The sequence below is a fragment of the Vagococcus salmoninarum genome (assembly GCF_003987495.1).
Lineage (GTDB): Bacteria > Bacillota > Bacilli > Lactobacillales > Vagococcaceae > Vagococcus_D > Vagococcus_D salmoninarum.
Genome location: NZ_NGJU01000018.1, coordinates 1 through 20,486, shown reverse-complemented (window position 1 = coordinate 20,486; position 20,486 = coordinate 1). Strand labels below are relative to the sequence as shown.

The 20,486-nt window shown below is 39.0% G+C and carries 18 protein-coding genes and 1 riboswitch; of the genes, 6 read left to right on the top strand and 12 right to left on the bottom strand.

Features of this window, described 5'->3' with window-relative positions; translation table 11 throughout:
- Nucleotides 1-143: 143 nt before the first annotated feature.
- Entirely contained in the window at nt 144-2,372 is a 2,229-nt protein-coding gene (locus CBF35_RS11385) for a glycoside hydrolase family 3 protein (protein WP_244922594.1), read from the bottom strand.
- A gap of 191 nt (nt 2,373-2,563) precedes the next feature.
- Between CBF35_RS11385 and CBF35_RS11380 the strand changes: the two genes are divergently transcribed.
- Nucleotides 2,564-2,749: a hypothetical protein gene (locus tag CBF35_RS11380; RefSeq protein WP_126781268.1), complete on the top strand. Its 186-nt coding sequence runs from the start codon at nt 2,564-2,566 to the stop codon at nt 2,747-2,749.
- Nucleotides 2,750-2,822: 73 nt separating this feature from the next.
- On the opposite strand, the gene CBF35_RS11375 is transcribed toward CBF35_RS11380, so the two are convergent.
- The 3 genes from CBF35_RS11375 to CBF35_RS11365 all read right to left on the bottom strand — a co-directional run bounded on the left by CBF35_RS11375 (nt 2,823) and on the right by CBF35_RS11365 (nt 4,939).
- Nucleotides 2,823-3,641 carry a ZIP family metal transporter gene (locus CBF35_RS11375; RefSeq protein ID WP_126781265.1) on the bottom strand — a complete coding sequence of 273 codons (819 nt, stop codon included), beginning with the start codon at nt 3,639-3,641 and terminating at the stop codon, nt 2,823-2,825.
- Between the two features lie 142 nt (nt 3,642-3,783).
- Nucleotides 3,784-4,311 (bottom strand): folate family ECF transporter S component, encoded by a 528-nt coding sequence (locus CBF35_RS11370; protein ID WP_126781263.1) that lies wholly within the window; start codon nt 4,309-4,311, stop codon nt 3,784-3,786.
- Between the two features lie 38 nt (nt 4,312-4,349).
- Nucleotides 4,350-4,449: riboswitch (THF riboswitch) on the bottom strand.
- A gap of 64 nt (nt 4,450-4,513) precedes the next feature.
- Nucleotides 4,514-4,939: a methylglyoxal synthase gene (locus CBF35_RS11365; protein WP_126781261.1), complete on the bottom strand. Its 426-nt coding sequence runs from the start codon at nt 4,937-4,939 to the stop codon at nt 4,514-4,516.
- Nucleotides 4,940-5,195: 256 nt separating this feature from the next.
- On the opposite strand from CBF35_RS11365, the gene CBF35_RS11360 reads away from it, so the two are divergent.
- The gene (locus CBF35_RS11360) at nt 5,196-6,299 is read left to right on the top strand and encodes an ABC transporter ATP-binding protein (RefSeq protein WP_126781259.1); all 1,104 of its coding nucleotides are present in this window, start codon (nt 5,196-5,198) and stop codon (nt 6,297-6,299) included.
- Between the two features lie 86 nt (nt 6,300-6,385).
- Here the strand turns inward: CBF35_RS11360 and CBF35_RS11355 are convergent, their stop codons facing one another.
- A complete protein-coding gene (locus tag CBF35_RS11355; protein ID WP_126781257.1) occupies nt 6,386-7,432 on the bottom strand; it encodes a HAMP domain-containing sensor histidine kinase in 1,047 nt (348 codons plus the stop codon).
- Nucleotides 7,410-8,099, bottom strand: a complete 690-nt coding sequence (locus tag CBF35_RS11350) for a response regulator transcription factor (protein ID WP_126781255.1) — start codon at nt 8,097-8,099, stop codon at nt 7,410-7,412. The genes CBF35_RS11355 and CBF35_RS11350 overlap by 23 nt, the downstream gene beginning before the upstream one ends.
- A 159-nt stretch (nt 8,100-8,258) precedes the next feature.
- Here CBF35_RS11350 and CBF35_RS11345 point away from each other — a divergent pair, with 159 nt between their 5' ends.
- Entirely contained in the window at nt 8,259-10,610 is a 2,352-nt protein-coding gene (locus tag CBF35_RS11345) for an ABC transporter ATP-binding protein/permease (protein WP_126781252.1), read from the top strand.
- 353 nt (nt 10,611-10,963) lie between these two features.
- Here the strand turns inward: CBF35_RS11345 and CBF35_RS11340 are convergent, their stop codons facing one another.
- The 5 genes from CBF35_RS11340 to metG all read right to left on the bottom strand — a co-directional run bounded on the left by CBF35_RS11340 (nt 10,964) and on the right by metG (nt 16,057).
- Nucleotides 10,964-11,548 (bottom strand): hypothetical protein, encoded by a 585-nt coding sequence (locus CBF35_RS11340; RefSeq protein WP_126781250.1) that lies wholly within the window; start codon nt 11,546-11,548, stop codon nt 10,964-10,966.
- A 141-nt stretch (nt 11,549-11,689) separates the two neighbouring features.
- Nucleotides 11,690-12,589 (bottom strand): 16S rRNA (adenine(1518)-N(6)/adenine(1519)-N(6))-dimethyltransferase RsmA, encoded by a 900-nt coding sequence (gene rsmA, locus CBF35_RS11335; protein WP_126781248.1) that lies wholly within the window; start codon nt 12,587-12,589, stop codon nt 11,690-11,692.
- Between the two features lie 35 nt (nt 12,590-12,624).
- The gene (gene rnmV, locus CBF35_RS11330) at nt 12,625-13,200 is read right to left on the bottom strand and encodes a ribonuclease M5 (RefSeq protein ID WP_126781246.1); all 576 of its coding nucleotides are present in this window, start codon (nt 13,198-13,200) and stop codon (nt 12,625-12,627) included.
- Nucleotides 13,201-13,971, bottom strand: coding sequence for a TatD family hydrolase (locus CBF35_RS11325; protein ID WP_126781244.1), 771 nt, complete (start codon nt 13,969-13,971; stop codon nt 13,201-13,203).
- Between the two features lie 79 nt (nt 13,972-14,050).
- Nucleotides 14,051-16,057 (bottom strand): methionine--tRNA ligase, encoded by a 2,007-nt coding sequence (gene metG / locus CBF35_RS11320; protein WP_126781242.1) that lies wholly within the window; start codon nt 16,055-16,057, stop codon nt 14,051-14,053.
- 204 nt (nt 16,058-16,261) lie between these two features.
- Between metG and CBF35_RS11315 the strand changes: the two genes are divergently transcribed.
- Both CBF35_RS11315 and CBF35_RS11310 read left to right on the top strand, forming a co-directional pair.
- Nucleotides 16,262-16,984 carry a gamma-glutamyl-gamma-aminobutyrate hydrolase family protein gene (locus CBF35_RS11315; RefSeq protein WP_126781240.1) on the top strand — a complete coding sequence of 241 codons (723 nt, stop codon included), beginning with the start codon at nt 16,262-16,264 and terminating at the stop codon, nt 16,982-16,984.
- Between the two features lie 548 nt (nt 16,985-17,532).
- Nucleotides 17,533-18,216 (top strand): metal-dependent hydrolase, encoded by a 684-nt coding sequence (locus tag CBF35_RS11310; RefSeq protein ID WP_126781238.1) that lies wholly within the window; start codon nt 17,533-17,535, stop codon nt 18,214-18,216.
- Between the two features lie 41 nt (nt 18,217-18,257).
- On the opposite strand, the gene CBF35_RS11305 is transcribed toward CBF35_RS11310, so the two are convergent.
- The gene (locus CBF35_RS11305) at nt 18,258-19,094 is read right to left on the bottom strand and encodes an aldo/keto reductase (RefSeq protein WP_126781236.1); all 837 of its coding nucleotides are present in this window, start codon (nt 19,092-19,094) and stop codon (nt 18,258-18,260) included.
- Nucleotides 19,095-19,310: 216 nt separating this feature from the next.
- Here CBF35_RS11305 and add point away from each other — a divergent pair, with 216 nt between their 5' ends.
- A complete protein-coding gene (gene add / locus CBF35_RS11300; protein WP_126781234.1) occupies nt 19,311-20,333 on the top strand; it encodes an adenosine deaminase in 1,023 nt (340 codons plus the stop codon).
- Nucleotides 20,334-20,486 lie beyond the last annotated feature (153 nt).

Sequence of the window (20,486 nt, the reverse complement as noted above, 5' to 3'; positions counted from 1 at the left end):
TCATTATATTATTAATTGACAGAAATTGATAATAATAACAGTTCGTTTTCTAAGATACTTTTTAAATGTTCAATTTATAAACTCCTTTTACTTTGCCGATAAGAAAAAAGAAGTCTCAATTTTAAATTGAGACTTCTACTAAATTATTTTTTATAAGTCGCTACTCGTTGGTCATTGATTACCCCAGAAAAATCCATTCCAAAGGCAAAGTCATAATTATGACCTGCTTGATCTTGATAAGGAATCATATCATGAGGAACATCTTCTTGCTGGGTTTCCACGGTTTCCATATTAGCAGGCATTTGGAAAGGCAATAAGCCCTTTGGTTCCGCCTGACCACTAATGATTTCTAAAAGTGCTTGGTTCGTTGAACCAAAGTGAATCAATATACTATCAGCATAAGCTTCAAATTCAGCCGGAACTGTTGGATTATTACTATCTAAAGTCACAATAACTGGTTTATCCCTCATCTCTTGGCGGGTAGCTAGTAACTGATCAAGATCTGCTTCGTTTTCAGCGTAGTTCGTTTTCCCTTGATAGCTGCGGTTAAGTGTTTTTTCTAAGGGATCACCACCGGCGATACTAACTAAGCGGCCTTTTTCTGCTGTATAAGGACGGTATTGTAGGGTGACTGGGACATAACCTAGGTCTTTTTGATAACCGTAAGACTTCGGTGACTCCATCATCACTAGGGCAAAGTCCGCTTCTGCTGGCGTAGCCACAAGCTCATAATAAGGAGCCACAGTTTCTGCAAGCATTGGCATTTCTTTACGAGCTGGTGTTGTTTGACCAAACCAATTAACACTTTCCGGGCGAATCCGTTCTGGAATGTAGACTTTTAATTTTTTCGCTAAAGGTAAAGTTTGGTTGTGATTTTTAACCATCACAATTGATTGAAGCTGAGCGGCAAAGCCTTTTGCCTGATAGTCAGGAATGCCGTACTGTTGTGTTGAGACTGCTAAGTCTAAATAAGGATTTTCCATTAAACCAGTTCTAAAAATATTACGTAATAAACGACTAGCACTTAAGTTAAACTTGCGGCGCATATGAGTCTCACCGTGTTCAATCACGCCTAACTCGTAAGCATCTAGGACTGGTTGAGCTTGATTGTTTCCGCCGAATTGATCGACACCGGCCATTAATACTTTATAATGGCGCTCAGCGATTGTTAAGTTTTCAACACCCCAAGGTTTGCCGACCATAAACGAATCAATTGCCGGGGCGTCGTGGGTGATGTTCCAATCGGTACAAACGACACCTTGATAGTTGTATTTGTCTCGCAGTAGTTCCGTAATTAAATGACGGTTAAAGCCATTGCCAACTTCTTCGTTACTTTGATTAAAACTAATCGTGTAATAAGGCATAATAGCACTCGCTTGTCCGGTTTTTTCGAGTTTAAAGGCCCCGTCGATAAAAGGTTTTAAGTGTTCATCGAAATTATTTCCTGGATAAACTGCAAATTTACCATAACCGTAATGGGCATCCCGGCCACCTTCACCACTACCACCACCTGGCCAATGCTTAACCATGGCGTTGACACTCTGACTGCCCCAACCTTCTGGACTGTTCTGGAAGCCTTCACAGTAGGCTTTGGCTAAGTCGGCACTTAATTGGCTGTCCTCACCGAAAGTCCCGTTAAATCGCATCCAACGAGGTTCTGTGGCAATGTCTACTTGAGGAGAAAGAGCGGTTGTAATGCCTAGGGCCCGATATTCCTTAGCAGCAATTTCCCCAAATTCTTTAATCGTTTTAGGTGAAAACGTGGCAGCTAAACCTAGTTGGTGAGGCCATTTAGAAATTTCACCACCAGCTCCAGCATCAAATTCGCTATGCGCACTCGTCGTGTGACGGGGGTCTGTACTGATGTTCACCGGAATTCCTAAGCCTAAGCTTTCAGCATGACTTTGTAAGTTGTTACTCCAATTAACCCCTGTCTCTAAATCTTCCACAGCTGTTAATAAGACGTGGCGCAGTCTTTCATCTTCTAAAAAGGCTTGCTGTTGGTCGGTTAAATCACTTAAGCTCTTTTGGCTTTCAGCTAAAGGCAGGCCGTCATAAGTCCCGGCAAACATCTTGCCAAATAAGTTGGAACTAGAGACTGATTGGTGACCACTGTATAACATTAAACCTGCGATGTCTTCGATCGTTAATTGTTCAACTAAGTCCGCGATTCGCTCTTCTAGGGGGAGTCGCCAATCTTCATATTTATCTAAGGTGCCATTTTTGTTCAAATCTTTAAAGGCAAACCCGTCAACTTCAAGTAAGGTTACCCCACTAGTCTTACTGTAACCTAGGGTTGCCCCACCTTGATTTTCCACAATTATATATGTTCCTTTATCAATTACTTGATAGTTTTTTGTCATTTTATTCATCCCTTCTTAACGACTAACCTTCACATTTGTTCACATCGCTACCTATTATATAATATTACTGAACTAAAGAAAACTTTAAAGACAGGTCTCAAGTGCTAGTTAAATTCAGCCTCAAGTTGGATACGACTGAGACTTCCTCATGATAAGATTAATCTATAGAAAACAAGAGCAGAAAGAGGAGGTCAGGCACTATGGAACATACAAGTATTTGGTCAAAAATATTGACTGTTATCGGATTTATCTTTGTGGCATCGTTATTAATGTCTATTTTAGGTGGGATTATTGGTTTCGCGTTACACGTCTTAATTCCTATGGCATTAGTCGTCTGGTTAGTCCGCTACATCTTTAGTGGCCGCCAACGTCACTACTATCGTTAAGGTAAAAAAACAAAAAAGTACAAAAAAAGTACAAAGAGGAGTGAATTTTATCACCTCTCTTTGTACTTTTTATTTAGCCTAAAGCCACATCTAGGACCATCATAATAATAAAACCAATCATAACACCAAAGACACCATAGTGATTTTTACTAGATGACGTCTGTTGGGCTTCTGGAATTAATTCTTCAACGACGACATAAATCATTGCCCCTGCTGCAAAAGCTAAAGCATACGGTAAGATTGAAGACATCTTTGTGACTAAAATCGCCCCTAGCACTCCTGCAATCGGCTCGACAATCCCTGAAGCTTGACCGTAAAGAAATGACTTCCAACGACTTAAGCCTTCTTGTCTCAAAGGAATCGCCACGGCGGCTCCTTCTGGGAAATTTTGAATCCCAATCCCGATGGCAACAGAAATAGCAGCCAAGACACCTGCTGTCGGATTTGCCATTTGGTTCGCTGCCCCAAAGGCCACACCAACAGCTAAACCTTCAGGAATATTATGTAAGGTAATTGAAAAAACTAATAAGATTGTCCGTTTCAAATGGCTTGGTAAGCCTTCTTTTTCTTTATTTGGCCCAAAGTGCATATGGGGAATCAAGCGATCGGCCGCGTATAAAAAGAGTCCCCCAAAACCAAAACCGAGACCTGCTACTAACCATGGAATGTCGCCATTGGCTTCGGCTTGAGCGATGGCGGGGTCTAATAATGACCAAAAACTTGCTGCAATCATGACGCCTGAAGCAAAACCTAACATAATATTTAAGACATCTTTTTTAATGTCTTTAAAGAAAAAAACTAACGCTGCTCCTAAAGCGGTCATACCGTATGTAAATAAGGTTCCTACTAAGGCTTGTTGCCAAGCTTCTAAACTGACTAACCATTCAATCATCCTGCCACGTCCCTTCCCTGTTTCTGAACTTATATGTTAATTTTAGCACATGTCTGATTAATCACCAAGACCCTTCAAGTTACTCATAACATCAAAAACGCTTAGACGTGGGAGGCGTCTAAGCGTTGACTGTTATTTATTGCTAGTTCTTTTGAAAGCGTTGAATTTGCTGTTTCAAAATACGATGGTTGCCTAAATAGTAAATAATAAAGACTTCAATCGGAAAGCCAATGATGATTCTAACGATGCGAATCGGTAACTGAACTAAGGCTGCTTGTCCCATCATCATATATAACCAAGTCGTATTCAACAAAAGACTCACGACTAAAGAGACGACGAGTTTTGCTAAAATGACTCGTTTTAAAGTGATTTCTTTTTTATAAAAAAAGTAACCGTAAATGGCTCCCCCTAGAAAAGCTGAGAGTGAGAATCCTGGAAAATAAGGGCCGGTCTTTGCGAATAACGAAATCCCAATAAAATCCGATAACGTTGAACCGACACCTGTTAACAACGGACCAAAGATAATCCCCATAATAACTGTGGGAATAAAACTAAAGCCGATTCTTAAAAATGGTGTTTCGATTGACAAAAAGCGGGTGAAGATCAATTGGAGGGCCATTAATAACCCCATCAATGCGATATCTTTCGTTCGTAACTTCTGTTTAACCATGTGCTGTGCATCTCCTTTGTAAGAGCTGCTACAATAATTGCAGCGAATGCGAAAACAAAACCGCGAGCCTACTGACTCTTCGTCCAAAGGGCAACATCCCATCCCTCTGACACTTAACGCTTCATTTTCTACTCTGATATTTTTGGTATTCCTACCAATTTTTACTATAGCACAGGAGCTGAGGGACTGCTAGAGATTGGCTCTAATAAGTTGGAATTAACGGGTCTAACTCTTTTGGAGCGACTTTTCGAAAATCTAAATAACCTGCGGCTAAGCCACGAATCAAAACTTCCGCTGTGCCTTCGTTTGTCGCTAATGGAACATCGTAAACATCACTTAAACGGATCAAGGCATTAACATCTGGCTCATGAGGCTGGGAAGCTAAAGGGTCACGTAAAAAAACAATCATGTCGATTTTGTTTTCAGAGATCAAGGCGCCAATTTGTTGATCCCCGCCTAAAGGTCCAGAATTAAAACAATGAACTTCCAAACTTGTGGCAGTCATAATGTGTTGGCCAGTCGTGCCAGTGGCATATAAGTGATGTTTTTGAAGTAACTCTTTATACGCAATGGTTAAATCAACAATGGCTTTCTTTTTACGGTCGTGAGCAATTAAAGCGATATTCATCAAGTTTTCCTCTTTTCGATTTCTTTTTTCTTTTAGTTTACCATGGTCTTAGGATAAAAGTCTGAATTAACCTTAGTGTTGATTTGGGCTAACTGATCAATCAACTATTATCAAGCTTCAATCTGACTCAGTCACATTGCCGAAAAAGTCCTACCTTTTCTTGTGCAACTTAACATTGCTGAAAGACATCGCTTTCATTTATACTTCAGTTATAGCTTAGAGAAGCGAAATTTCAAACAGAAAGAGTGATTTTAAAATGGTAGAAATCGCATTAAAAGGAATTCACAAAAAATATGACAACAATGACTTTTACTCAGTAACTGACTTTAACTTAGATATTAAAGACCAAGAATTTATCGTTTTCGTTGGCCCTTCTGGTTGTGGTAAATCAACAACTTTAAGAATGGTTGCCGGTTTAGAAGATATTTCTGAAGGTGAATTATGGATTGGCGACACATTAATGAATGACGTCGCACCAAAAGACCGTGACATTGCCATGGTTTTCCAAAACTACGCATTATACCCACATATGACAGTTTTTGATAATATGGCCTTTGGTTTAAAACTACGTAAATATCCAAAAGAAGAAATCCAAACACGAGTCGATGATGCTGCTGCGATTCTCGGTTTAACAGAATACTTAAAACGTAAACCAGCCGCTCTTTCTGGTGGTCAACGCCAACGGGTAGCTCTTGGACGTGCCATCGTTCGTGATGCGAAAGTCTTCTTAATGGATGAGCCTTTATCAAACTTAGATGCTAAACTACGGGTTGCTATGCGTGCTGAAATCGCTAAACTACACCGCCGTTTAGCTACTACGACAATTTATGTTACCCATGACCAAACTGAAGCGATGACGATGGCTGATAGAATCGTTATTATGAAAGATGGTTTCATTCAACAAATCGGTTCACCAAAAGAAGTTTACGATACTCCGAACAACGTTTTCGTTGCCGGTTTCATTGGTTCACCAGCTATGAACTTCTTCAATGTTACGTTAAACGGTGGCGTGATTTCTAATGAACACGGCATTAACTTAACTTTACCTGAGGGCAAGTACAAAATGCTTAAAGAACAAGGCTACGAAGGCAAAGATTTAGTCTTTGGTATTCGTCCAGAAGATATTCACAGCGAGCCGATCGTCTTAGATACAGCGCCTGAATCAGTTGTAAAATCAGAAGTTGTTGTTTCTGAATTACTTGGTGCTGAAACAATGCTTTACACAGTTGTCGGTGACACAGAGTTCATCTCAAAAGTTGACGCTCGTTCCGCTTACCGTCCTGGTGAAGTGATTGACTTAGGATTCAACTTAAACAAGAGTCATTTCTTCGACAAACAAACAGAAGAAGTTATTCGTTAAACAGCCCCCCTTTTCTAGATTTAATGCAAGACTTAATCGCTTAAATCAGAATTTAAAAAAGCCTTCAGCGTAAGCTGAGGGCTTTTCTATTTGTCATTTTCAAAAACTACCGTAAAAACCGAGCCTACCCCAACTTTGGATTTAATAAAAATTTCCCCGTGATGAATGTCTGCGATTTTTTTAACAATCGATAGGCCTAAACCGCTACCTGCCCCTTGATGAGACAATTCTCCTTGGTAAAACTTATCAAAGATATGTTCTCGCACACTATCTGACATACCCATTCCTTGATCGGCAATTTTAACTTTGACTTGTTGCCCAAAACGATAACATTTGATTGTTAACTTCCCTTTATCTGGACTAAACTTAATGCTGTTATGAAGTAAGTTGAGCCACAAGGAGGCCATCATTTCTAAGTCACCATAAAAATCAAACTCTTCTAGCTCTAAGACTAGCTCTAATTCTTTGCTTTCCCAATCTGCCTGTAAGATCAATAAACAATGACGGAGTTGTTCCGCTAATGAATAATGCTCTGGGGAAAAGCGAATGACTTCATGATTTTCTAAGTTAGACAAGAGCAAGATATTCGATGATAAGTTAGATAACCGGCTCGTTTCACTGATGATGACTTGTAAAAACTCATGGCGTTCGCTTTCAGTTAAATCTGGTTTTTCTAATTGTTTAGCAAAGCCTTGAATCGACATAATTGGTGTTTTAAATTCATGGGAAAAGTTACTAATAAAGTCATTATGAATGATCTCAACTTTGTTTAAAGCCTGGGTCATTTCATTAAACTGATTGATCAACTCATAGACTTCATTACCTTTAGGGCCTTTATGACTATTTTTAACGGAGATACCAAAATTCCCTTTGGAGACTTCTTTGGTCCCTTCGATTAATTGTTGAATAGGCATTAAGATATGATTACTCACTAAGGCTGAAATAAACGTGCCAATGATTGTACTGGAAATTAAGACTAACACTAAAGGGTACCAGTGAGAGTTAGTTTCTTGCCATTTAATCGGTAAATGGCTGAGGATAAACAATAGCAAGGCAGAAACAATGCCTGTAGCAATAAAAATCAAAAACGTCGTTAAGATAAAATGCCATCTAAGAGTACGATTTTTCTTCATGTTTCACCGCCTTATAGCCTAGTCCTCGAATTGTCATGATTGAAAAGTCTGAATTGCCTTCGAAACGCTTCCGTAATTTTTTAATGTGAGTATCGACTGTTCGACTATCTGTTTCACTGTCACGCTCCCAAATGTCGGTCATTAGCTGTAAGCGGGTGAAGATTTTATTCGGGTTGGCTAATAGTTTAAACAGTAATAAGAATTCTTTTTGAGGGAGCTCGACTTCTTCCCCAAAACTACTAACGGTTAAATTATCTTTATTCAAGGTGGTTTGATTAATAACTACTGTTTGTTCGGTCATTATTTTAGCCCGGCGCAGCAAAGCTTGAATTCTCAATAAAAACTCTTCTTCATTAATTGGTTTAACCATATAATCATCGGCGCCAGCTAAAAACCCTCGTTTTTTATCTGCCACAGATTCCTTAGCAGTTACTAAAATAATTGGTAAGTCTCGGTTGTATGGACGGAGCTCTTTGATAACTTCAAAGCCCGTCATTTTTGGCATCATCACGTCTAAAACTAACAAATCCACTTGATAGTCTTCTAAAGTAGCTAAGGCTTCCTGGCCATCATTAGCGACTAACGTCTCATAGCCTGCTTGTTTTAAGAGGCGGACTAATAATTTTTGGATGTTTAAATCGTCTTCGGCAATTAATAATGTTGTCATGCTTGCCCCTCCTAGCTTGTTGCTTTTTAATATACCACAGGCTGCGTTTTTTTTCATCGTCAAAGAAGTTCACTGTGAGGACACATTACTATGATATCTTAGATTGGTAGGTTAATTAATTAGTTAATCTAGACATGTACTAACAGAGGAGGAAGAACTGTGTTACAACTAAATCAAATTAAAAAGAGCTACACGACAGGTGATTTTACTCAAGTTGCTTTAGATCACGTCAGTCTAAACTTTAGAGAAAATGAATTCGTGGCTATTCTTGGAACAAGTGGCTCAGGAAAAACCACCTTATTAAATATTATTGGTGGCTTGGATCAATACGATAGTGGTGATTTAATCATTAACGGGAAATCCACGAAAGACTTTAAAGACGGAGAATGGGACGCTTACCGGAATAATAGTGTCGGTTTTGTTTTCCAAAGTTATAACTTAATTAGTCATTTAAGTATTTTAGACAACGTTGAAATGGGAATGACTTTAAGTGGCGTCAATAAGGCCGAGAAAAAACAGCGGGCAACGGAAGTTCTTGAACGGGTTGGCTTAAAAGACCACATTAATAAAAAACCTAATCAATTGTCTGGTGGTCAAATGCAACGGGTGGCAATTGCTCGAGCGTTAGCTAATGACCCGGATATTATTTTAGCCGATGAGCCAACTGGTGCTTTAGATTCAACGACGAGTCAACAAATCATGGATTTAATTAAAGAAATTGCTGATGACAAGTTAGTCATTATGGTAACCCATAATCCAGATTTAGCAAAAGGTTATGCCGATCGGGTTGTTAATCTTAAAGATGGTCAGTTATTAGATGATAGCAACCCTTACACTGATGTTACTAAAAGCTCTGACTATCAACTGAAACGAACAAGTATGAGCCTTTTTACTGCTTTAAACTTATCCGGTCGTAACATTGCCACTAAGTTATGGCGAACAGGCTTAACTGCCTTTGCAGCCAGTATCGGGATCATCGGGATTGCTTTGATTTTAAGCCTTTCGACTGGCTTTCAAGTTCAAATCGATGACTTCCAAAGTGATGCCTTAGCTGAGTTTCCAGTCATCATTTCCCAACAAGCCATGAATATGGACGAGGAAGCGATGAAAGAACTCCAAAGTGAGTCGCGGATCAGCAAAAAGGAGTATGTTTCTTCTGATGAAGTTTACCTTTACAATCAAGAGGACAGCTTGATTACCCATGTTAACAATATTACTGATTCATACACTGACTACTTAGATGAGATTCCCGATGATTTAGCTAAGAGCATCGGTTATACCCGCATTGTCGGTATGAATCTTTTAAGAAAAGTCGATCAAGAAGTTAAACCTGTTTCTGTCAATATTGGCATGAGTGGCGCTGACACTGTTGGGCTAGCTGGTATGTCGAGTATGCGTGGTGCTGGGCTAACTTCTTACCCAACATCTATTGAAGGGGAACAAGACAGCTATTTAAAAAATAACTATGACGTTCTGGCTGGTGACTACCCACAAACCCCTCACGATTTAGTTTTAGTCGTCGACAGCAGAAATCAAATCGATACTAAGATTTTAACTAACTTAGGTTTTGATACTGATAATATTGAGGCGATGAAGTTCACAGAAATTGTTGGGACTGAGTTAAAGCTTATTGGTAATAATGAGTTTTATCAAAAATCTGAGTTTGGAAATTACATGCCCGCTAATGATTACAATCAGTTATTCGACAATAATAAGAACACAACGTTAAAAATCTCAGCGATTTTAAGACAAAAAGAAGACGTCCAAGTTACAATTTTAGGGAATGGTTTAGCTTATAGTGATGCTCTTGTCGAAGAAATTCTCCAACGTGAGCAAGACTCGGAAATCGTTGACGCTCAAAGAGACTCCGAAACAAATGTCATCACAATGGAACCTTTTAAAGACGGTGAAAAAGATTCAACCTTAGCCTATTTAGGTGGCGACGCTACGCCAATGATGATTTATATTTACCCTGTTGATTTCGATAAAAAAGAAGAAGTCTTAACGTACTTAGATAATTACAATATTGGTAAAGAAAATAAAGACAGTATTGTTTACACCGACTTAGCTAGTTCGATGACTGAAATGACTGGTGGCATTATGACCGCTATTACGAATGTCTTAATTGCCTTCGCGTCAATTTCTCTAGTCGTTTCATTGATCATGGTAGGTATCATCACTTATATTTCTGTTCTTGAACGAACAAAAGAAATTGGTGTCTTACGTGCCCTTGGTGCTCGTAAAAAAGATATCACTCGGGTCTTTAATGCTGAAACTTTAATTATTGGTGCCTGTTCTGGTATTTTAGGAATTACCATTGCCTACTTATTAACAATTCCAACGAATATCATTTTAGAAGATATGACTGGTTTAGCTAATATTGCTCAATTAAACCCTCTCCACGCCTTGATCCTAGTAATTATCAGTATCGTCTTGACCTTAATCGGTGGGATGATTCCCGCTCGAATGGCTGCGAAAAAAGATCCGGTGGAAGCTTTACGTTCGGAGTAGCCCCCTCACTTCAATCGCAACAGCTTCTAAGGATATAAAATCCTAAGAAGTGAAAGGCTCCGCTCTGAATAAATTCAGCCTTCGTTCTCATCAATTGCTACGCACTGCCGTTATTCTAATGACTTTAGTCATTAGAAATAAGGGACAACGAAGAGCCGTTATTCTTAATGCTTTAGCATTTAGAGATAAGGGACAACGAAGTAAAGTGCTAGCATTGAAGGTTACGTTCGGAGTAGCCCCCTCACTTCAATCGCAACAGCTTCTAAGGATATAAAATCCTAAGAAGTGAAAGGCTCCGCTCTGAATAAAATAAAAATGCCTTAACAGTCTTAGAAAACTGTTAAGGCATTTTTTTATAGTTGGCTTGTTCTGATTTTTTTCGTTCCACCATTTACAAAGACGGGGAACGTAAAGTGTTTGCTTAGGCGTTGGCCGATGAAGAAGGCGATATTATAATCCAGTAGGCTGTGAATAAAGCCACCGAAGCCAATTAAGATGACTACTGTGTATAAGAAGCCGGCTTCGTAGTTACTAGCTGCCATGTTTCCTTGCAAAAAGAAGACTGCTACGACTAATAGTTCAACAGTTGCATGAATAATACCGATAACTACATTAAATAGTTGAAATTTCATCATTGAATTAATAATTTCTGGATGTTTTTGTAAGTACATTGCTCCTAGTAACGCAAAGACAATATGTGACAATGCTCTGAAAGCGATAATAACTGGTAAGGATAAGAAAAAACCAAAAGCAGTTCCTAGGGTAACAGCGACTGCCACTCCTGGGGAGATAAACATAGCAAGAAAAACTGGCACATGGCTAGCTAAAGTAAAGGAAGCTGGTCCAATCACAACTTTTGGCATAACCATGGGAATTAAAATTCCTAGAGCAACTAAGATTGCCGAAAAGGTTAGTCGCTTCACTGGTGATAATTTCATAATTAAAAAACTCCTTCGTTAGGTGTCATGACACCTTGATGTTTTTCAGTTTACATTATTATCCCTTATGTGTCAAGACACCTTTCTAACTAACTATATAAAAAAGAAGCTAGAGGACGTGTCTAGCTTCAGCTTTATAAATTAATTATTTTGTTGTGCCGCAAAGACTGGCTCTAAGGCATTGGCTAAGTTAGCAAATTCTTGTAATGATAATGTTTCACCGCGACGTTTAGGATCAATTTCAGCAATTTCTAAGGCTTTTAGTAGCCCTTCTTTCGTTGCTTCTTCTTTACCAAAGTTTGCTAATAAGTTATTCCAAAGAGTTTTTCGACGTTGTAAAAAGGCACCTTTTGTTACTTTGAAGAAGTGCTTTTCGTTAATGACTTCGACAGCCGGTTTCTCACGCTTAGTCAGTTTGATAATGGCTGAATCAACGTTTGGTTGTGGCACGAAAGCCGTTTTCGGTACGATAAAAGCGACTGAGGCTTCCATGTAATATTGAACGGCAATTGACAATGAGCCATAGGCTTTTGTGCCAGGTTTCGCAGTAATGCGGTCGCCGACTTCTTTTTGCATCATCACGATCATTTCACTCACATCTAAATCAGATTCTAAGAAATGCATCATGATTGGCGTTGTAATATAGTACGGCAAATTCGCTACGACTTTAATCGGTAAGTCTTCTTTAAAATAGGCTTTCGCTTCTGTGCTTAAATCAGCTTTTAAGACATCTTGATTGACGACTGTCACATTAGGGTAAGGGGACAACGTATCAGCTAAGACTTCGACTAGGCGACCGTCAATCTCGTATGCTAAGACTTCTTTCGCATAGCGGGCTAAATTTTCTGTTAGTGAACCAATCCCAGGTCCTACTTCAATCACGTTCGTAGGGGCTGTTAAGTCAGCAGCATGAACGATGTTTCTTAAAATATTCGGTTCTGTTAAAAAGTTCTGTCCTAGACTTTTTTTGAAAGTAAATCCATATTGTTTTAAAATCTCTTTCGTCCGACTAGGGGTTGCAATGTCTTTGTATTCCATCAGTGACCTCTTTCTTATTTTGAACAGTTCCCTTAACCTTATTTTTCTAGGTTAGCTTGAACTTCTGTCATGGCAGCAGCTAATTCGGCTTGGGTAATTTGGAACATCCCTAAGCGTTTATGTAATTGTTTTCCATTTGTATAACCAATCCGCAGTAACTCTCCTAAAGCTTCACGTTTTGCTTTCGCTTGATTGCCGGCAATTAAGCCGTAACTGATCAAATCATCTTTCGTAATTAACTCAGCTTCCGACGTTTCTTTAGGGGTCATCACATTTTTTAGAGCCTCGATAATCGCTTCATTACTCGCATGCTCCACTCCGAGACTAGCTCCTCGTTTAGCTGGTGTTGCTAAACGCCGTGAGATAAAGGCATGTTTAACTGAAGGAATCTGTTCAGTTATGATTTTACGGATTTTTTCCCCTGAAAAATCTGGGTCCGTAAAAACAATCACTCCCCGAACTTCTTCAGCATGGGCAATTCGCTCCAAAATTTCAGCGTTAATGGCTGAACCAATTGTTTCAATGGTATCAGCTTCCACCACTTGTTGAATGCGTTTAGTGTCGTCTTTGCCTTCAACGACGATGATTTCTTGAATCTTAATTTTATCTGTCATTTAAGACTCAATTCTAAATAACTCGAAAGCATTTTGGCGTGTGATTTTAGCTACATCTTCTACAGTCATCTCACGAAGTTCAGCGACTTTTTCCGCCACGTAACGAGTATAACCTGGTTCATTCCGTTTGCCTCGATAAGGCATTGGTGCCAAATAAGGTGCATCCGTTTCAATCAGCAAGCGTTCTAAAGGCACCGCTTGCGCCACTTCATGGACTTCTGTGGCTTTTTTAAAGGTAACGACACCACTTAATGAAATGTGCATTCCTAAGTCTAAGAAACGTTTCATCCACTCAACATCGCCACTGAAACTATGCATAATGCCACCGACATTTTGAATATTTTCTTCTTTAAGAATTTGGTAGGTATCTTCAATCGCATCACGAGTATGAACGCTAATCGGTAAGTTATGCTCTCTAGCAATCGCAATTTGGCGACGAAAAACCTTTGCCTGAACTTCTTTTGGGTCATTCATCCAATAGTAATCTAAGCCGATTTCTCCTAAAGCAACAACTTTCGGTTCAGTCAATTGACTTTGTAACTTGTCCTCAATCGCTTTAGAATAGCTACCAGCTTCCGTTGGATGCCAGCCGATAATACTGTAGATCTCTGGGTATGTTTGACTTAATTCTAAGGATTTTTCAATCGTCGGTGTATCGAAACCAACAACTGCCATCTCTGTTACACCTAACTCACGACTACGTGCCATCGTTTCTACTAAATCATCTTTGAACTGCTCGACATTTAAATGAGTATGAGTATCAAATATCATTTTTGTCTCCCGACCTTTCCATAAGTTTACGTAGGAAAACGACTGAAAACTAATGGCAGCTTTCAATCGTTCCTGTCAATTAGGCGATTACCGACCCATTTGGAACCCCTTTAGGAGCTTCCATAATCTGTAACTTGCCATCAAATTCCGCAGATAAAATCATCCCTTGACTGATTTCTCCCCGCATTTTTCTTGGTGTTAAGTTGGCAACGACCATGACTTTCTTACCAATTAAATCGGCAGGATTATCATAAAATTCCGCTACGCCAGATAAGATTTGACGGTGGGCTTTGTCGCCTGCATCTAATCTAAATTGTAATAACTTGTCGGCACCTTCGACTTTACGACAGTCGATGACTTCAGCGACTTTTAATTCCACTTTATCAAAAACATCGTACTTAATGTCTTTCTCTTTAACGGAAACTAATTCTGTTTCTACCGGATCCCAAGTAAAGTCTTCGGCATTTTTGCCAGTGACTTCGTTCATCTTCATTTGAATATACTCAACTTCTTGTTCAGTATCTAAACGTGGGAAGATTGGTGTTCCTTTGCTGACAACTTTTTTATTTTCTGGGAATTCTCCGAAACGAATCTCACTCATCGACATTTCCACAGGTTCAAGACCTAATTGTCTAAAGATTTCTTTTGGCGATTCCGTCATAATTGGTTGTAATAAAATGGCTGAAATTCTTAAGGATTCAGCTAAATGAACCATGACACTGTTTAACTCATTGACCTTTTCAGGGTCTTTGGCAAGCACCCAAGGCTCAGTTTCATCAATGTATTTATTTGCTCGAGAAATTAACGTCCAAACTGCTTGTAAAGCCACGCTAAATTCCATATTGTCCATCGCTTTATGGTATTGAGCAATCACGTTAGCCGCCGTTGTTGATAATTCACTATCAAAGTCAGTTACTAATGAGGCATATTTAGGCACATTGCCATCACAGTATTTATTAATCATAGCAACTGTTCTATTTAATAAGTTCCCTAAATCATTAGCTAAGTCATAGTTAACTTTTGCGACAAAGTCTTCTGGTGTGAAGACACTGTCATTACCAAAAGGCACAGCTCTTAATAAATAATAACGTAAAGCATCTAAACCATAACGTTCGATCAACATTTCCGGATAGACAACATTGCCTTTAGATTTCGACATTTTGCCATCTTTCATGACAATCCAACCATGAGCGTAAACTTTCTCTGGTAAAGGTAAGTCTAGAGCCATTAACATAATCGGCCAGTAAATTGTGTGGAAACGAACAATCTCTTTTCCAATCATATGAACATTAGCCGGCCAGAACTTTTGGAAGTTGCTGTCGTCATCAGTGCCATAGCCTAAGGCTGTCACATAATTAAACAAGGCATCAATCCACACATAAACAACGTGTTTCGGGTTACTTGGAACAGAAACACCCCAAGAGAAAGTAGTCCGTGTTAAAGCTAAATCTTCTAGTCCTGGTGTAATAAAGTTATTCATCATTTCATTTTTACGGGAAACTGGTTGAATAAAGTCTGGGTTTTCTGCATAGTGTTGAATCAAGCGATCCGCGTATTTACTCATTTTAAAGAAATAAGCTTCCTCTTTAACTAAGACGACTTCATGACCACTTGGTGCTTTACCACCAATAACTTTTTCATTTTCATCACGGTAAACTTCCGCTAATTGCTTTTCTGTGAAATATTCTTCATCGGAAACAGAATACCAACCTTCATATTCCCCTAAATAAATATCTCCTTGAGCTAATAGCTGTTCAAAGATCTTTTGAATTTGTTCTTTATGATTTTTGTCAGTTGTTCTAATAAATTTATCATTACTAATATCTAAGTCTTTCCATAACTTTTGAACTTCCACTGCCATTTCATCTACGTATTGTTGCGGTGAAATTCCCATTTCTTCAGCTTTTTGTTCAATTTTTTGGCCATGTTCATCCAGTCCTGTTAAGTAAAAAACCTCATGACCTGTTGAGCGTTTGTATCTTGCCACAGCGTCACAAGCGATTGTTGTATATGAACTGCCGATATGTAATTTTCCACTTGGATAGTAGATTGGCGTTGTAATATAAAATGGTTTTTTTTCTGCCATTACAAAAAATCCTCCTTCGATCAGAAACTAGGTGTATGTACTCTTTTCTGTCAATAATTTACATATAAGTATACCATATTTAGAGGTCTTTACTCAAAGTTTTATTCTATTAGCCTTCTCTGTCATTTCACTAATCAAAATTACTTGCTAACAGGCTTTCTCATGTTACAATATATTTACAATTTGTGCAGGAGGAAAATATTTATGAGCAACCCAATTATCGGCATTGCCGGCAATGAATTAGCCGCCGGTTCAACAGAGTTTTACGGCAACGCAGTAAGTTATACCCCACTTGGCTTTGTGACAGCGATTGAAGCTGTTGGTGGCGTTCCAGTCATCTTACCTATGACTAACCCAGAGTTAGCTAAAACTTATATCGCAAGTATCGATAAATTAGTCCTAGCTGGGGGACATGATGTGGACCCTCAATTTTACGGTGAGGACCCTCACCCCAAACTTCAAGGAACGAATCCCAAGCGTGACTTGTTTGAAATTGCCTTAATTAAAGAAGCTTTAGCCCAAAAGAAACCGATTTTTGGTATTTGCCGGGGGATGCAACTTTTAAATGTGACACTTGGTGGCACTTTGTACCAAGACTTATCACTTTATACTGATTGGGCCGTTCGTCACTTACAAGACCCCACTTTACCAATTTTTCCTACTCACAAAATCTCGATTGAGCCAGAGTCTCACTTAGAAAAGATTTTAGGCTCCGACTACTTTGTGAACTCCTATCACCACCAAGCAGTTAAGCGCGTAGCCAGTTCTTTAAAAATTACCGCTTTAAGTTCTGATCAGCTAGTGGAAGGGTTAGAGTGGATTGATGATTCTCAAAAAGTTTTAGCTATTCAATGGCACCCTGAAATGGCTTATGAGCATCACTTATCAGAAAAAGCTTTGTTTGATTACTTTGTTAATCAATTATAATTACATTCTTCAGGAGGTGTGACAAAAGTCGTTTAAATACAAGTACTTCGTTGTCCCTGTCTCTAATGACTGCCGTTGCTCTTGCTAATTTATTAGCTTAGAGGCAAGGGACAACGTAGTAAAGTCATAAGAGGCACGGCTATTGGAAATAAATCCGACTTCGATCACATCAACTTCTAACGATTAAAATCGTAAGAGTTGAAGGAACAATCAGTTCTTTTGATTGTGGCCTTTAATTCTTAGTGCTTTACTTCGTTGTCCCTTATTTCTAAATGCTAAAGCATTAAGAATAACGGCAGCACTTAGAGATTAATGAGAGCGAAACAGAGTGTAGTCGTATTTATTGAAATTATCGTGCCTTCAAAGCTTTGCGCTTCAGCGCTTAGCATTTGTTGAGAACGAAGTTATTTGACTTTTGGAACTCGTCTATCAAATAACGTTCATCAAAAAAGGGCGCCGATGACTAATGTCACGGCCCCTTTTTGTTCCTTTTAACGTTATCGGTTATACTTAAGGGAGTATAAATACATTTATCAGGAGGGCTTTTTATGAAATTATCATGGCACGGTCAATCTTGTTTACAAATCATTACTACTGAAGGCACACGGATTTTAGTTGATCCTTTTATTACTGACAACGATTTTAGTGACTTAAACGCAGAGAAAATCTTAGCTGACGTGATTATCTTAACTCATGCTCATAACGATCATGTTGGTGATACTGAAGCAATCGCCAAACGGACTGGCGCATTAATTATCGCTAATGTGGAATTAGCTGCCTACTTTGCCAAAAAAGGCTTAAAGACTCATGGTATGCAGCCTGGGGGCAAGTACGATTTTGAATTCGGTCGTGTTAAAATGACACCTGCCATTCATAGTTCTGTCTACGAAGACGCGAGTGGTCAACTGATTCCTTTAGGCATCGCCGCTGGTTTACTTTTAATGATTGATGGGGTGGAAATTTATCACGCTGGGGATACTGCTTTGTTCAGCGACATGCAGTTGATTGGTCAGCAACATGAGATTGATTATGCTTTTTTACCGATTGGTGATAACTTTACGATGGGACCAGCAGATGCCGCATTAGCCACAACTTGGCTGAAGCCTAAAAAGGTCACACCGATTCACTACAACACTTTCCCGATCATTGCTCAAGACCCACAAGCTTTCTTTAAATTAATTCCTGAAGAGCAAGCCTTGCTTTTAGCAATTGGCCAAGTCATCGAAGCCTAAAAAAAACAGCCCAAGGATTAACCTTGGGCTGTTTTTTATCTTTAAAAGACTTGCTTAGTATCAAATTCATTAGGATTTGTCCCAAAACGTTGGCCAGTATGGAATTCATCAATGGTTTTTTTATCTGCCGGCGTTAATTCAAAATCAAAGATTGCAGCATTTTGTTGAATCCGTGATTTTGTGACTGACTTAGGAATCGTAATAATGTCATTTTCTAAGTCCCAGCGTAAAATTAGTTGGGCCGGTGTTTTACCGTATTTTTCCCCCATCGTAACTAAACGTTCATCTGTTAACAAGTTCCCTTGTCCTAACGGTGACCAGGCTTCTACCGCAATATTATGTTCCTCACAGAAGCTTCTTAGTGGAAGTTGGTTTAGTAGTGGGTGTAATTCAATTTGATTGACCATTGGCATTACTTCCGCCTCCCCCATCAAATCACGGAGATGATGCTCATGGAAGTTACAAACCCCAATTGCTTTGACGCGACCTTCTTTGTATAAGTGTTCTAAGGCTTTCCAAGTTTCTTTGTATTTACCAGCAACTGGCCAGTGAATTAAATATAAATCAACATAATCTAATTGTAGTTTTCCTAAGCTCGTTTCAAAAGCTGCCAAAGTCGAATCATATCCTTGATCCTCATTCCAAACTTTCGTCGTCACAAAAATATCTTCACGTTTGACACCAGACTCTTTCAAGCCGATCCCAACACCGCTTTCATTTTTATAAATTGCAGCCGTATCGATTGACGCGTAACCTGTCTCAATTGCCCATTTGACAGCATTGATAACTTCTTCGTCATCTTTCGCTTTCCAAACTCCTAATCCTAAACGAGGCATTTCAATTCCATTACTTAAAGTTCTACTACTTCTAATATTCAAACTGATCAATCCTTTCCCGTTAGTCCTTCTAGTTTACCTCTTTAAGCCGGTGACTGTAAAGGGATGTGGCTAGCTGTTTATGAGAATTAGCTTAAAACTAGTCGTCTTTTTGGTATATTTTACTCTTATTACTGGAAGTTTCTAGCTTTGTTAGCCTTTTCAGTGTATATTAGTACATAATATTTAAAGTTAAAGGAATTTTATAGGAGGAATTACGTGGAAAGAACAGTTGTTAAAAATTTACCAAAAATTGAATTACATTGTCATTTAGACGGTGCCGTCCGTCCCCATATTTTAGAGCAATTAGCTAAGGCTCAAGGAGTCAAACTAGACGTAACTGGCTCGGCATTAGCTGAGAAATTAATTGCCCCAGTAGAATGTCAAAATCTTGGCGAATATTTAGAGCGTTTTGACATGGTTTTACCTTTCTTACAACAAGCCGCAGCTTTAGAACTGATTGCCTATGATTTAATTGAGCAAGTGGCTGCTGAAAATGTGACATACATCGAAGTCCGTTTCGCGCCAATGTTATTTACTCATCAAGGTCTAAGTGTTACGGCGATTATCGAAGCCATTTCAGCTGGTCTACAACGAGGCCAAGCAGCTTTCGGCGTTAAAAGTAATATGTTATTATGTGGCATGCGCCATCATACAAAAGCCCAAAATATTGAAGTCGTTGAAGCGGCTAAAGCTCATTTAAACAAAGGAGTTGTCGGTTTTGATATTGCCGGTGACGAAGCCAATTTCCCAGCTGATTTGTATACCGATATTATTACGTTAAGTCATTCTTACGGCATCCCTTTAACTTTACACGCTGGTGAATGTGGCTGCCCACAAAATGTTTTAACCTCGATCAAGCTTGGGGCTACTCGAGTTGGTCATGGTGTGGCGATTCAAAAAGACCCAGCTGTTTTAGCTGCTTGTTTAGCCGCTGGCACCTTAGTCGAAATGTGTCCAACAAGTAATTTCCAAACAAAGGCGGTCACTAGTTTAGCGGACTATCCATTTAAACGTTTCTTAGATGCCGGCTTGAAAATTTGTATTAATACTGATAATCGGACCGTCTCTAACACGACTTTAACCGATGAATACATGAAATTACATCAATGGTATAACCTTGATTATCAACAAATGCGAGACTTAAACCATAATGCTGTCGACGGCGCTTTCTTAACTGAAGCTGATAAAAATGAGCTGCATAGTCATTTAACTACGGCTTATGAAACTTATCTTAACTAATCAACAAAAAAGTGTGTGTCTGGAACTAAAGTGTACCCCTTGTCAAGGACATAATAAAAAAAGTGGTATGAATTGTGTAAAGATGATTCCCAAAATTTGGGGATCATCTTTTTTATACTTTGAATGTTTCGTAATATTTTTGAGGTGTCAATC

Coding starts and splice junctions, on each gene's coding strand:
- CBF35_RS11385 (WP_244922594.1), bottom strand. CDS start 2,372: ATGAATAAAATGACAAAAAACTATCAAGTAATTGATAAAGGAACATAT.
- CBF35_RS11380 (WP_126781268.1), top strand. CDS start 2,564: ATGGAACATACAAGTATTTGGTCAAAAATATTGACTGTTATCGGATTT.
- CBF35_RS11375 (WP_126781265.1), bottom strand. CDS start 3,641: ATGATTGAATGGTTAGTCAGTTTAGAAGCTTGGCAACAAGCCTTAGTA.
- CBF35_RS11370 (WP_126781263.1), bottom strand. CDS start 4,311: ATGGTTAAACAGAAGTTACGAACGAAAGATATCGCATTGATGGGGTTA.
- CBF35_RS11365 (WP_126781261.1), bottom strand. CDS start 4,939: ATGAATATCGCTTTAATTGCTCACGACCGTAAAAAGAAAGCCATTGTT.
- CBF35_RS11360 (WP_126781259.1), top strand. CDS start 5,196: ATGGTAGAAATCGCATTAAAAGGAATTCACAAAAAATATGACAACAAT.
- CBF35_RS11355 (WP_126781257.1), bottom strand. CDS start 7,432: ATGAAGAAAAATCGTACTCTTAGATGGCATTTTATCTTAACGACGTTT.
- CBF35_RS11350 (WP_126781255.1), bottom strand. CDS start 8,099: ATGACAACATTATTAATTGCCGAAGACGATTTAAACATCCAAAAATTA.
- CBF35_RS11340 (WP_126781250.1), bottom strand. CDS start 11,548: ATGAAATTATCACCAGTGAAGCGACTAACCTTTTCGGCAATCTTAGTT.
- rnmV (WP_126781246.1), bottom strand. CDS start 13,200: ATGACAGATAAAATTAAGATTCAAGAAATCATCGTCGTTGAAGGCAAA.
- CBF35_RS11325 (WP_126781244.1), bottom strand. CDS start 13,971: ATGATATTTGATACTCATACTCATTTAAATGTCGAGCAGTTCAAAGAT.
- metG (WP_126781242.1), bottom strand. CDS start 16,057: ATGGCAGAAAAAAAACCATTTTATATTACAACGCCAATCTACTATCCA.
- CBF35_RS11315 (WP_126781240.1), top strand. CDS start 16,262: ATGAGCAACCCAATTATCGGCATTGCCGGCAATGAATTAGCCGCCGGT.
- CBF35_RS11310 (WP_126781238.1), top strand. CDS start 17,533: ATGAAATTATCATGGCACGGTCAATCTTGTTTACAAATCATTACTACT.